This window comes from Phaeovulum sp., assembly GCF_047638075.1.
Classification (GTDB): domain Bacteria; phylum Pseudomonadota; class Alphaproteobacteria; order Rhodobacterales; family Rhodobacteraceae; genus UBA6197.
The window spans coordinates 1-12,333 of the sequence record NZ_JBLJBV010000028.1; the positions used below are offsets into that span (position 1 = coordinate 1).

The 12,333-nt window shown below is 60.8% G+C and carries 11 protein-coding genes; 1 reads left to right on the top strand and 10 read right to left on the bottom strand.

The window, feature by feature from the left end; genetic code table 11:
* Positions 1-728: 728 nt before the first annotated feature.
* The 7 genes from ACM62R_RS03955 to ACM62R_RS03985 form a co-directional block, all read right to left on the bottom strand.
* The gene (locus tag ACM62R_RS03955; RefSeq protein ID WP_415182760.1) at positions 729-959 is read right to left on the bottom strand and encodes a hypothetical protein; all 231 of its coding nucleotides are present in this window, start codon (positions 957-959) and stop codon (positions 729-731) included.
* Positions 960-1,042: 83 nt separating this feature from the next.
* Positions 1,043-1,405, bottom strand: coding sequence for a RidA family protein (locus tag ACM62R_RS03960; protein WP_415182761.1), 363 nt, complete (start codon positions 1,403-1,405; stop codon positions 1,043-1,045).
* 12 nt (positions 1,406-1,417) lie between these two features.
* Positions 1,418-2,146: a DUF3726 domain-containing protein gene (locus ACM62R_RS03965; protein ID WP_415182762.1), complete on the bottom strand. Its 729-nt coding sequence runs from the start codon at positions 2,144-2,146 to the stop codon at positions 1,418-1,420.
* A complete protein-coding gene (locus tag ACM62R_RS03970) occupies positions 2,143-3,819 on the bottom strand; it encodes a hypothetical protein (RefSeq protein ID WP_415182763.1) in 1,677 nt (558 codons plus the stop codon). Before ACM62R_RS03970 ends, ACM62R_RS03965 begins: the two co-directional genes overlap by 4 nt.
* Before the next feature lie 64 nt (positions 3,820-3,883).
* A complete protein-coding gene (locus ACM62R_RS03975; RefSeq protein ID WP_415182764.1) occupies positions 3,884-5,428 on the bottom strand; it encodes a BCCT family transporter in 1,545 nt (514 codons plus the stop codon).
* Positions 5,429-5,465: 37 nt separating this feature from the next.
* The gene (locus ACM62R_RS03980; protein WP_415182765.1) at positions 5,466-6,479 is read right to left on the bottom strand and encodes a membrane dipeptidase; all 1,014 of its coding nucleotides are present in this window, start codon (positions 6,477-6,479) and stop codon (positions 5,466-5,468) included.
* Positions 6,476-7,927 (bottom strand): aldehyde dehydrogenase family protein, encoded by a 1,452-nt coding sequence (locus ACM62R_RS03985; protein WP_415182766.1) that lies wholly within the window; start codon positions 7,925-7,927, stop codon positions 6,476-6,478. Before ACM62R_RS03985 ends, ACM62R_RS03980 begins: the two co-directional genes overlap by 4 nt.
* A gap of 94 nt (positions 7,928-8,021) precedes the next feature.
* On the opposite strand from ACM62R_RS03985, the gene ACM62R_RS03990 reads away from it, so the two are divergent.
* Positions 8,022-8,897: a LysR family transcriptional regulator gene (locus ACM62R_RS03990; protein ID WP_415182767.1), complete on the top strand. Its 876-nt coding sequence runs from the start codon at positions 8,022-8,024 to the stop codon at positions 8,895-8,897.
* A gap of 323 nt (positions 8,898-9,220) precedes the next feature.
* Here ACM62R_RS03990 and ACM62R_RS03995 read toward each other — a convergent pair whose 3' ends face one another.
* Genes ACM62R_RS03995 through ACM62R_RS04005 form a run of 3 tightly spaced genes read right to left on the bottom strand, consistent with a single transcriptional unit; the run spans position 9,221 to position 12,312 of the window.
* Complete coding sequence (locus ACM62R_RS03995) at positions 9,221-10,378, bottom strand: quaternary amine ABC transporter ATP-binding protein (protein ID WP_415182768.1); 1,158 nt, start codon at positions 10,376-10,378, stop codon at positions 9,221-9,223.
* A gap of 3 nt (positions 10,379-10,381) precedes the next feature.
* Positions 10,382-11,254 (bottom strand): ABC transporter permease, encoded by an 873-nt coding sequence (locus ACM62R_RS04000; protein ID WP_415182769.1) that lies wholly within the window; start codon positions 11,252-11,254, stop codon positions 10,382-10,384.
* Positions 11,255-11,307: 53 nt separating this feature from the next.
* Entirely contained in the window at positions 11,308-12,312 is a 1,005-nt protein-coding gene (locus ACM62R_RS04005; RefSeq protein ID WP_415182770.1) for a glycine betaine ABC transporter substrate-binding protein, read from the bottom strand.
* Between the last annotated feature and the right edge of the window lie 21 nt (positions 12,313-12,333).

Consider the following 12,333-nt stretch of genomic DNA (forward strand, 5'->3'; position numbering starts at 1 on the left):
AAGCTGACCGAAATTGGGTGAAAAAAACGGCTTGATCAAGACGGATACTCGAGGCTGTCACCATCGGTGAAGGCGGGGAGCCGCACTTCGTAGCCATGGCGTTGCGCCACACGACCCCAGTGATGCGATGTTGCGCACGCATCCATTGCTACAATGCAGGCAGGCTGCTCGGCTAAAATCGCGGCAAACCTCGCCCGTGAAAGCGCAATTCTAAAGAACCATCCCCTCTGGCCCGATCGCGCATACTTGCAAGCTGCCTTTTGCCAAGTCGATCGCCAGCATGCTGACCATCGTCGTCATCAATCTGCCCTCCAAAAGTGATTTATATAGAACCATCAGGGCATAAAAAAATCCGTTGGGGGGGGCATCCACCGCATCAGTTCAAACCTTTTGATGGCAATATCCCAAAGGTTCATCGTTCGGATGCGCAAGCTTACGTTGCCATAACCCGTTTTCTTCGGGATTTCCGTTGCAACGCCCTTCGACGTAGCTTCGGGGGGATACGAATGTAAAGCGCTTTACCGGGCTCCAAACCATCTGTCAGCCCAATTCCAGTAAGCCGCAGCAGGCCATCACCTATATTTTCAGCGACCAAGACGCCGCGCGTCTCCTTTATCGGGCCGATCCTTTGTGGTTGAGCCGTGAGCGTGCCTTTTGCGGCGGTTCACAACTTTCGCCGCAAACTCCCAAGATGCGTGCTGATTTCTCCAGCCCTATCCCCGATAGAGTTAACCGTAACAGTTGTGGTCTGTTGACTGAACTCGGTAGTGCCGTCGCCCCCCTTCACCGCCAACGACGCCGTCATCGGCAAACCCTTCATTGAATGTGATCACATCGCGATCACCTCCTCCACCAACAAGATGATCATCCCGCCCGCCTTCAAGGCTGACACACATTTTGAGCCGATCTGCACTGTTTTCAGATAGCCACAAAGCACCGCCGACGGTGCTCTGCGACATTCCGAAACGGTGAGGATAAGTCCAATCCGTCGGCAAGAAATTCGAGGCGTTCGGCGTTTGGCCCGACACCTCAAAGCCCGCGCCTATCGCGCTATTTCAGGGTTTCGCGCGATGACGATCATCTCGACGCGCATACCCGGCCGGGCCAGGGCAACGCCGCCTGTCGCGCGTGCGGGCGGGTCTTTACGGTCGACCCATTCATCCCAGACCGCGTTCATTCCGGCAAAATCGCCCATGTCTGCCAGCCAGACCTGAACCGATGCTATGTCGGCCTTGGTTGCGCCGACCTTGGCAAGAACTGCATCTATATTGTCCAGAACCTGCCGGGTCTGAACAGAGATGTCGGCAGAAAGGTCATTGGGAACCTGCCCCGCCAGATAGATAATATCGCCAAGGATAACGGCTTCACTCATGCGCGGGCCGGGGTTCAGACGTGTGAGGGTCATGCTATGTCCTGATCAATCATTGTCGCTGGTGGTCGCCCCGGCGCCGCGGCGCGAGGCATCGGACGCCGGCACGGTCGTGCGCAGCGCAAGGGCATTCAGCCCGCGGAGCGTCGAGGCCGACAAAGCGGGTATTGCCGGTGGCGCAGAGGATGCAAGAAGCTTGCTTTCGTGCCGGGGCTCAAGGGTCAGATCCGCGGATGCCACGCCCGAAAGTTTGCGCATCGTTTGGTTGTCGAGGGCTCCATCTGCCGATATTACCGCCGCTCCACCGTCCCACATCAGCGCCAGATCCGAACCAGTAACTTGGGCCGCCCGGGCCAGAAACGGCACGATAAGCACGGGTTGGCTGACCGCCGCCGTGGTGATCGGCGCGTGGGCCGGACCGGACTCGAGGGCGGCGTGATCGTCCAGCGCGGACCCCAGGGCAATCGGGCAAAGGGCGGCACCTTGCGTTGAATGCCAAAAACGGTCGCGGATTTCGAGGGAGGGCACTGGGAAGCGACCGTCCGTGAAAGCGACAAGATGGGTCAGCAGCGCGGTCGCACCATCAATGCCGTTTGCCGCCAACCAGCCTGCCGCAAAGCCTGCCTCTTCGGCCACCCCCCAAGGCATGCCCGCGCCGCGCGCTGCCTTTAGGCAAAGCGTCTCGATCTCATTACGCGACAACTGGGTCAGCGGCGCGGGGTTGGCCGGATAGACCGTCGCAGACACGGTTGGATCACAGGGTTCTTCGCGGCTCACAAGTAGTCCTCCTGGCTCAGATCTTCCGGGTAAGGCATGTCCTGGAACAGGCTGATCCGCACCCATTTATCGGATCGCGGGTCAAACCTGCTCGCGCCAAAGAATGCCAACTTGCAGCGCATCAGGTCGATAGGCAGCATCTGTTCACCGATCAGATTGTCGCACACTTCGGCAAAGGGATGACGGGCCGTAATCTGCACCCGGCGCAAGATAAACCGGTGTTCGGGAAAGCGCATCAGAAAGGCGGCAACCGTCAGGGTATCGTCCTGTTCGGCCAAGGCTGAATGCAACTCGCTTGCCAGCCGCGCGGTGCATAGCGGCTGTTCAAGGGCGGCGCCCTCTTCCAGCATACGGTCACCTATCCGGGGTTCGAGCTTTTCTTCCGAGACATACCAGAACTGAGCCGAATTCTTCGGTTGTGCAAAATCAATCTCCAATGCCCAGCCATAGTGGTCGCGCAAAAGACCGCGCAGGGTTGCGATGGACATGGCCCCGTCGATCCGCTGGTTGGCTGTTTCGTCGGCAGACATGCACGCGCCCAGATCATCAATCAGATCGCCGTGCGGTTCCAGCATCAGTGACAATAGCGCCTCTTGCCCCTCAAGGCTGAGGGCGCCCTCCCCCCAGCGCCAGAGCGCATCCCAAGGGTGCCCCCCGGGGCCAGGCCATTGGGCAAGCCGGATATCTATCTGTGTCAGGTCAGCCCGCAGATCTGCCAGCTTGGCAACTTGTATTGGATGCTCGGACCGCCACAGATCGGCGTTTTGCTGAAAGGCTTGAAGGGCGCCCTGCAGCGCCTGGACGCGCTCAGGGCTTGCATCTTGCTGCGCGCGAACGCGGGCCAGGGCCTCTTCGCGGGCCATGGCCCAATTGTTCAAGAGCGTCGGATGGCGCACGAGAAAGGGGGCCATACCGAGGCCGGTGGAATTTCCGACACCCAACGACCGCTTGATCGCAGGTGCCAGCCGGACCGCTTGCGCCCCGCCTTTTGCGGCAGCCATATGATCTACAAGGTCGGCACAAAAGGCCCGCGTCAGCCAGACTGACAGCATCTCGGCCTGAAATGGCGCGCACAACTCCTCGCGCTCGGAAATCTGGGCGCGGTCGGCGGCGCCGAACTTGCCGGTGCCGTAGACGGCAGTGGTGCGCATCAGATAGCCGACGGCCTCCACCTCGGCGCGATCGGGTTGCAGACCCTGCGACAACCGTTCAATCACATGCGCAAAAAGCCGGACCGAACGGTTGGCGCGGCTAAGGGACAACTCTTTGGGTGAGATGCGGCCCGCCTCTTGCAGCGGCACGTTCGCTTGTAGACGGTCCAGATCGGCGGGGCTCGGGTCGCCGTCGAATAGTGTAAATGTCGCATCCCAAGCGGTGGCGATAACCCGGTCGGACCGCATGCTTTCAGGCAGATCATGGGCAAAAGCCACCAGGCTGTAGGTGCGCACCGGGCCAATCGCACGATAGACCGCGCGCCCCACGCCCCTTGCGTCGATTTCCCATAGGGGGCGATCAAAGCACCAGCCATCGGCCTGCATCCGACGCAGCATCTGGCGCAGGAACGACAGCCGCGTGGGATGGGCCGAGCCCATCCGGTCAAGACGCATAACCTGCGACGGCGGGCGGCGGAACGCTGCGGGTTGGGGCATTTGGGTCGAAGGCGCGCGGTTCATCGGGTTCAATCCTTCCAGGATAGTAAGGCGGGGGCAGCCAAAGCCGCCCCTGCGACGGATCAGATCACTTGCGACCCAGCATCAGGGTGATGCGCAGCGCGTCCCAAAGCGAGGGCAGCAGCACCAGAGAGACCGGCACCGCCGTCACCACGATAAAGCTTTGCAGCTTGCCGATGCCGCCCGCCCCCGTTGAGATCAGGATGAGCGCCATCACCCCCATTGTCAGACCCCAGAAGGCACGCAGCGGGGTGGACGGCTCGCCGTCGGACATCGAGGCCGAGATGACATAGCTCATTGAATCGCTCGTGGTTGCCACGAACATCATCGTCAGAACCAGAAACAGGATCGACAGGACCAGACCCGAGGGCATCGCCTGCGTGATGGCCAGCAACCCGGCAGGCAGGTTGAAGCCCTCGAACGGGCCAGAGATGATACCGGGTGTGGTCATCTCGAACGAGATGCCTGAACCGCCGATGATGGTGAACCAGAAGTTGGTGATCAGCGGGGCGGCGATCGACAGGGTCAGAATGATTTGGCGGATCGACCGACCGCGGCTGACACGGGCGATGAAGATGGCCATCAGCGGGCCATACCCCATGAACCAGCCCCAGAAGAACACGGTCCACCAACCCAACCAGCCGGGATCACCGAACACGCCGGCTTCGCCACGATAAAGCGCCATCTGAAAGAAGTTCTCAAAATAGACGCCCATGCCACCCACAAAGCCCGACAGGATTGCCGCCGTCGGCCCGAACACCAGAAGAAAGCCCAGAAGTCCAAGTGCAAGGATCACGTTAAGCGTGGACAAAAGCTGAATGCCTTTCGACAGGCCCGAAATGGCCGAGATCGTATAAAGGGCAACCAGCGCCAGAATGACCACCGCCTGCGTGGCAAAACTATCGGGAATGCCGGTCAATGCGTTCAACCCATAGGACATTTGCAGACCCAGAAAGCCGATCGGGCCCACGGTTCCCGCCACCACGGCGATGACGCAGGACGCATCGGCAATCAGGCCAATCGGCCCATGTATCGCACGCTCACCGAAAACCGGATAAAGCAGTGTGCGCGGTGCCAGCGGCAGCCCTTTGTCATAGTGGTAATGCATCAGCATAACGGTGGTCAGCGACCCCAGAATTGCCCAAGCCAGAAAGCCCCAATGCAAAAAGCTTTGCGCCAGGGCCGCGTTTGCACGCACCTGCGGATCAGTGCCCAGATCGCCAAAAATCGGCGGCGCAGACAGGAAATGCGCGATCGGCTCGCCCGCAGCCCAAAACACGCCGCCACCGGCCAAAAGCGTGCACATGATCATCGAGCCCCAGTTGAACAGTTTGAACTCGGGGACCTCCAGCCCGCCCAAAACGGCCTTGCCGCCGGGCAAGACACACAGCACCAACCCAATCAGGAAGGTAGCCAAAAGCAGTATCTGCCAGTAAAGGCCAAAATACCGCGCCGAGAAGGCAAACGCAGCGTCGACAAGGGCCGACAGGCCATCAATGTCGAGAAAGGCGTAAGCGCAAAACAGCAGGATGAACCCGCCCGTCACCGCGAATAGCGGTATATCCACCCGGCCAAGCCAAGTGCGACCTTCTGTTATGGTAATGTCTGCCATTTCCGTTCCTCCCCGAACGTACTGTGATGACTGCGCCCTATTCCGCAGCACGTCTTTCCCTGACCGAAGTCGCTACTTGCGGCCCAAAGCTCTTGTCGAAAAATGCGTGCCAGTTGCCACCCATGACCCCGCCTATGGTGGTGGCGTCCATGCCGCTGGCAAGCAGCCCGTCGCGGATGCGCCCGAAATCGCGGTTGTCGTGAAACCACGCGGGCATTGCAGGAAACCCCGGTGCATCGGCGCTGCCTTCGCCATAGTCGATGGTCTTGGTCCAACGCCCGACACGCATCCATTCCACGATGCTGTCGGGCTGATCCTGACAAAGATCCGTGCCAATACCAACGCCCGTCGGACCCACCAGATCGACGGCGCGCGCGACCATGTCGCACCAGGACTGCAAGGTGCAGGCGCTGCCATCCTTCAGGTGGTGCGGATAGGCCGATAGCCCCAGCATCCCGCCGCTTTCCCCAAGCGCCCGCAAAAGCCAATCGGATTTGTTGCGCAGTGCCGGATGCCAGCTTGACGGGTTGGCATGGGTGATCGTGATGGGACGCGCCGAATGTTCGATCGCATCCATGGTAGAGCGTTCGCCCGAATGGCTCATGTCCACGACAAGACCCACGCGGTTCATCTCGGCCACAATGGCGCGGCCCATCCGCGTAAGGCCGGTATCTTCGGCCTCGTAGCAGCCAGAGGCCAAGAGCGACTGGTTGTTGTAGGTTAGCTGCATGAAGCGCAGGCCCAAGGTGTGCAGCACTTCCACAAGGCCGATATCATCCTCAATGCAGGATGGGTTCTGCGAGCCGAAAAAGATTGCCGTCCGCCCCGTCTCGCGCGCCAGTGCAACGTCGGCTGCGTTGCGACCCTGAAAAATCAGGTCCGGGTGCAACTCGAACCAACGGTTCCAGCGCTCGATGTTCAGCACCGTTTCGCGGAAGGTCTCGTGATAGGTGATCGTGACGTGAACGGCATCGACGCCACCTTTGCGCATCTGGCGGAAGATTTTTTCCGACCAGTTGGCATATTGCAGACCGTCGATCAGCAGGCTCATTGCGGCTCTCCTGCGGCGACATAGGCAGTTTTGACGGTGGTGTAGAACTCGGCGGCATAGCTGCCCTGTTCACGCGGCCCAAAGCTGGAGGCCCCCCGCCCGCCGAACGGCACATGGTAGTCGGTGCCAGCGGTGGGCAGGTTCACCATCACACACCCCGCACGCATGTTGGCGCGGAAATGGCTGGCGCGCGACAAGCTGCGCGTCATGATACCGGCCGTCAGGCCAAACTCGCTGTCATTGGCGATGCTTAGCGCCTCGGCATAGCTGCCGGTCTTGATAACACAGGTGATCGGCGCGAACATCTCTTCACGGTTGATCGCCATGTCGTTGCGGGTACGGGCAAATACCGCAGGTGCCATGAACAGGCCAGTGGTTGGCCGTTCCAGCCGGTCGCCGCCGCAAAGCAGCTCGGCGCCCTCGGCACGGCCCTTGGCTATATAGTCCAGGTTCTGCACAAGTTGCCCTTCGCTGACAACCGGGCCGATCTGGGTGCCCTCTTCCAGTGCGTGACCCACCTTGAAGGCCTGTGCCGCCTTTACCAGGCGCTCAACGAAAGCATCGTGCACAGCTTCATGCACGATCAACCGGCTTGCGGCGGTGCATTTCTGCCCGGTGCCGCCGAAGGCCGCGCCTGCCGCATGGGCAACCGCCAGATCCAGATCGGCATCATCCATGATCAGCATCGGGTTCTTGGAACCCATTTCCATTTGCACCTTGGTCATATTGGCGACGGCGGCAGCGGCGATGCCACGACCAACCGGAACCGACCCGGTAAAGCTGATCGCATCGACGCTGCGGTTTTCCACCAGCCGCTGGCCGACCTCACGCCCTGAACCAAGGATCATGTTGAAAACACCCGCCGGAATGTCCTGCCGCGCGATGATTTCGCTCAGCGCCACGGCACTGGCGGGCGTCAGATTCGCAGGCTTCCACACCACCGCGTTGCCAAAGGCCAGCGCAGGCGCGATCTTCCAAGCCGGCGTCGCCACCGGAAAGTTCCACGGGCTGATGATTGCCACCACACCCACGGGTTCCCGGCGCACGTCGATCTCGACCCCCGGGCGGACACTTTCCGCCAGGTCGCCGTGGTTGCGCAGCGCCTCGGCGGCGTAATAGGTGAAGAACTGGCCAGCGCGGTAAACCTCGCCCTTGCCTTCTGCGGCGGGCTTGCCCTCTTCGCGGGCGATGATCTGCCCGATCTCCTCGGCGCGCGCCATCATTTCGGTTCCAATGGCCATCAGCACATCGTGACGCTTCTGGATACCCGCAGCCCACCAGGCAGGCTGGGCGCGGCGCGCGGCGGCAAGCGCCTGATCAAGCTGGTCTGCCCCGGCTTGCGCATAATTGCCGATCAGGTCGTCAAGATCTGACGGGTTGCGGTTTTCGATCGTGGTGACGCCTTCCTGCCAGCGTCCGTCGATGAAAAGATGGGTATTGGAGGTCATGGCGGCCCTTTCTGTTTGGAAAATCTATAGACCCTGCTGGTTATTTCAGGCAATCTGGAATTTCTTAACAAAACTTCAGAAGAGCTGTAATAAAATGAAACTGGAAATGTTGCGGGTGTTTCAGGTCACGGCCGAGCAGGGCTCGCTTTCCCGGGCGGCAGATATCTTGGGGCGAACGCCGTCGGCGGTGTCGATGATGCTGGCTCAGTTCGAGGAACACGTCGGCGGCGCGCTGTTTGAAACGGATCGCAAGAACCGCCTGACCGCGCTTGGCGTTCTGGTTCTTGAGGAAAGCAGCCGTGCGACCGAGGCGTTTGAGCGCAGCACCAACGCCATCCGCCGCCACGCGATGTCGCGCGCCGGATCGGTGCGCATTGCGGCCGTGCCATCGGCAACCGTCACCCTTTTGCCGTCCGTCGTCGCCGCATTTCGGCAGGCGCGCCCGGATGTGCGCCTTGAAATCAGCGATGTCGACAGTGCCGCCGTGCGCCGCCGCGTGCGCTTCGACGAGGCGGATATCGGCATCCTGTCTGCGTCGCCCACGGACGATTCCGGCGGTACGGTGATCTTGCGCGACGCGCTTGGCATCGTCTGCCGTGCCGATGGTCCGATCGCCCGGCGGCTTGCAGGCAGCGACCATCAGACGCAATGGGAATTGTTGACGCATGAGCCCCTGATCACCAACCCGCTGTGTCAGTTGGTCGATAACGAACGCGTTCAGGCCCTGATCGTGCGCAGCACCCTGGAGGCGCGAAACACGACCGCCCTTTTGGCCTTTGTGCATGCCGGACTGGGGGCAACGATCCTTCCCGAAAGCAGCTTGCAGGCCAAACCCGATGGGTTGCGGTTCATTCAGCCAACCGACCCGGCGGCGTTCCGCGATATCCGAAAAATTCAACCTGAGGGACGGCGGCTCAGCCCGGTCGCAAAGGCATTCTGGGACGCTCTGCCGATCTTGCAGGACGACTGACGGCAAATCGGGCTGTTTTGCGGTCAATGCGCCTATCGGCTTAAGGGGTTGTGCTTTTGCCATTAGCCGTTGAACGAACCCGCAGCTTTGTTCACGATCCCATGCCGACCCGCCAGAAACACTGACGGGCTTTGAGACGCGGGCGCGCAGTCGTGAGGCGTGTTCCCGTGCGCAATCCGTCCGGACTGGCAGCGGGTCGATAAAATATCTGGCCATTTCCATTCCCCGCAGACCCTCCTGCTACCTGCGAACCGATCGCGTGATCGCCATCCTTGGCCGGCGGATGTGGCATATTCGGCAAGGCCATGGCCTGAAACAGAGGCTCAGCACCGTGGGCCGCCGATAGTGCCGTCATTCCGTTCAAGTGCCTTGAGTACCGTTTGCCAGCCCAGAAGGCCCGAAACGCGCCCATCGGTCATGACGACAAGCGGGCGATCCCGGCGGGCCAATGCACCAAAGGCCTCTTCGACATTGGCCGAAGCTTCGATGGTTATGGCGTCTTCCAGTTTCGCTTCGCCGTTCCTTGCCCCGGTGCCAGCCCGCATCAAACCGTGCCCGCCACAGCCATCCGAAATAATGACCCAGCCCGAGGCGCCAGAGGCGGCCTGCGGGTTGGCAAAGACCTGCCCCGGTTCCGCCAGCGCGCCACAGGTGACGATCCGTGCCCGGTTCACATCGCGCACGAAACGAGCGACGTAATCATCGGCCGGGGCCATCAGGATGCTTGCACCGGTTCCCACCTGCCGCACCATCCCGTCCTTGAGGATCGCGATATGGTTGCCCAGCAGCAACGCCTCATCAAGATCGTGGGTTATGAAGACGATGGTCTTGTGCAGCCGCGCCTGTATATCGCGTAGCTGCATCTGCATGTCATGCCGGATCAGCGGGTCCAGCGCGCTGAAAGCCTCGTCCATCAAAAGTATCTCGGCATCCGTCGCCAATGCGCGGGCCAGTCCGACCCGTTGCTGCATCCCGCCGGAAAGCTGACCCGGATGGTGGTTTTCAAAACCCGCGAGGCCAACCAGCTCGATCTGCTGCATCCCCCGATCGCGAGCCGCTGGCTTTGGCACGCCATCCATGATCAGGCCGTAGATCACGTTTTCCAGCACCGTCTTGTGCGGCAAAAGGGCAAAACGCTGAAACACCATCGACACTTTTCTACGGCAAAACCGGCGCAAGGCCGCCGGGTTCAACGCCAGCACGTCTTCGCCGTCCACCAAAATACGCCCGGCAGTCGGCTCGATCAGGCGGTTGAAATGCCGGATCAGTGTCGACTTGCCAGATCCGGACAACCCCATGATCACGAAGGTCTCGCCTTCACGAATATCAAGATTGATCTCGTGCAGGCCCAGAACGTGGTTCGAGGTTTCAAGCAACTCTGCCTTGCCCATCCCGGCCCGGACCTTGGCCAATGCCGCGGTCGGATTGCCGCCGAAAATCTTGGAGACATTCTCGACCCGGATTTTCAATCTTCCTGCCATGGCTCAGCCCTCCAGCTTCAGTGACTTTTGCATCCGCCGCCCATAGGATTGCGCGATGCGGTCAAAGATGATTGCCAGGAATACGATGCCCAGACCGGCAAGCAGGCCCTTGCTGATTTCCAGCCGCTGGATACCTTGCAAGACCTGATAGCCAAGCCCACCCGCGCCGATCATCGAGGCAATAACGACCATCGACAGGGCCATCATCGTGGTCTGGTTGATACCGGCAAGAATGGCCGGAAGCGCCAGCGGGATCTGTGCCGAAAACAGCACCTGGCGGGGCGAGGCGCCAAAAGCGCGCGTCGCCTCGATGATTTCCGGGTCGACCTGACGGATACCAAGATTGGTCAACCGGATCACCGGCGGAATGGCAAAGACGATGGTTGCCAGCAGCGCCGGTATCTTTCCCGGGCCAAAAAGCATGACGAAAGGGATCAGATAGACGAAAATCGGCATTGTCTGCATGATGTCCAGAATGGGCAGGGCAGTCGCCTGCATCCGGTTCGACCGTGACATCGCAATCCCGACAGGCAGCCCGATCAGCACCGCCAGCAAGGTCGCCACCAGCATCAGCGCGATCGTCGCCATCGCCTGCTCCCATACCCCGATCAACCCGATCCCGAAGGTCAGCGCCGCGACAGCCAGCGTCACACCCAACCGTCGCGAGGCGATCCAGGCAAGGCCCGTCAACCCCAAAAGCACCGCCCACCACGGCAGCCATTGCAAGGCACGCTCCATCCACAAAAGCATTCGCAGCACCGGCAGGAATAGCCACTCAAGCGTTTCACCGTAGGCGACGACAACCTGCGTGAAGGCATCATCCAGCGCGATCGAGAAGGCCCGCATATCAAGAAGTTCGGGAAAGCCCTGTTCCATTGATTGATCTCCGAATTGAGAGGAGGCCGGGCGGTACTGCCCGGCCACGGCGCTCAGAGTCGGGCGCGGATGCGCTCGGCCGCATCGGCGGGCACCCAGGCCGACCAGATTGCGTCATAGTTCTTCAGGAAATACGTTGCCGTATCTTCCGGGGTCAGGCGGTTATCGTCTGCATGAGCCAGCAGCGCGCTCAACTCGGCGTTGGGCACCTGCATATGCGACAGAAACTCCGCGACATCTGGTGCCCTTTCCTTCAGCGATGACACGACAGCCACGGCCACCTCGCCCACGGCCCAGCCGGTCAGTTGCGGATCGGCGCAGTTGGCATCGGTCAGGCAGTTGAATTTCTCAGGGTCACTCTCGGGCATCTCCAGCCGGACGAGGTTGTATTTGCCGATCACGTCAGAGGGACCAAAGTAGTAACCGACGATTGGCTGTTTGCGAGTGGAAGCGCGGGCAAAAGAGGCCTTCAGGTTCTCGCCCGATCCCGGTGAGAACAGCTCGAACGTCTCATTAAGGCTCAGCGCCTTGAACAGATTGTTGGTGATAATCTCGCAGCCCCAACCCGGCGGGCAACCGTAAAGCCGGCCCTGACCGGGGTTCGCCGGTTCGGCAAAGACCTCCCAATTGGCTTTCAGATCCTCGACGGACTTGATTTCGGGGTGTGCTGCGGCCAGGTAGTCGGGGATCCACCAACCCTCGGTACCGCCCGAGCCAAAAATGTCGCTGGCTTTGTAGACATTGCCCTTTTCCAGCATCTGGTCCCAGATCGTTTGCGCCGTTGAAACCCAAAGCTCCGGGGCCACGTCCGGCTGACCGCGGGTCAGCATCGAGGTGGCGGTGGGCACCGTATCACCGGGCACAAGTTGGGCATCGCAGCCATAGCCGTCAGCCATGATCCGCTGTGCGATATGGGCAAGAGAACTGGACGACAGCCAGGTCATCTCGGCAATGGTGACGGTTCCCGCCATGCCACAATCTGCAGCCCACGCGGGGTTGGTTGGCGCCATGCCAAAGGCGGCTACGGCGATGGTGGCGAGGGTAAGCTTATATTTCATCTTGTCCTCCTGTTGGTCGTT

Bases quoted from the DNA above. Each gene is read 5' to 3' on its own strand.
- ACM62R_RS03955 (WP_415182760.1), bottom strand. From the start codon at position 959: ATGTCGCAGAGCACCGTCGGCGGTGCTTTGTGGCTATCTGAAAACAGT.
- ACM62R_RS03960 (WP_415182761.1), bottom strand. From the start codon at position 1,405: ATGACCCTCACACGTCTGAACCCCGGCCCGCGCATGAGTGAAGCCGTT.
- ACM62R_RS03970 (WP_415182763.1), bottom strand. From the start codon at position 3,819: ATGAACCGCGCGCCTTCGACCCAAATGCCCCAACCCGCAGCGTTCCGC.
- ACM62R_RS03975 (WP_415182764.1), bottom strand. From the start codon at position 5,428: ATGGCAGACATTACCATAACAGAAGGTCGCACTTGGCTTGGCCGGGTG.
- ACM62R_RS03980 (WP_415182765.1), bottom strand. From the start codon at position 6,479: ATGAGCCTGCTGATCGACGGTCTGCAATATGCCAACTGGTCGGAAAAA.
- ACM62R_RS03985 (WP_415182766.1), bottom strand. From the start codon at position 7,927: ATGACCTCCAATACCCATCTTTTCATCGACGGACGCTGGCAGGAAGGC.
- ACM62R_RS03990 (WP_415182767.1), top strand. From the start codon at position 8,022: ATGAAACTGGAAATGTTGCGGGTGTTTCAGGTCACGGCCGAGCAGGGC.
- ACM62R_RS03995 (WP_415182768.1), bottom strand. From the start codon at position 10,378: ATGGCAGGAAGATTGAAAATCCGGGTCGAGAATGTCTCCAAGATTTTC.
- ACM62R_RS04000 (WP_415182769.1), bottom strand. From the start codon at position 11,254: ATGGAACAGGGCTTTCCCGAACTTCTTGATATGCGGGCCTTCTCGATC.
- ACM62R_RS04005 (WP_415182770.1), bottom strand. From the start codon at position 12,312: ATGAAATATAAGCTTACCCTCGCCACCATCGCCGTAGCCGCCTTTGGC.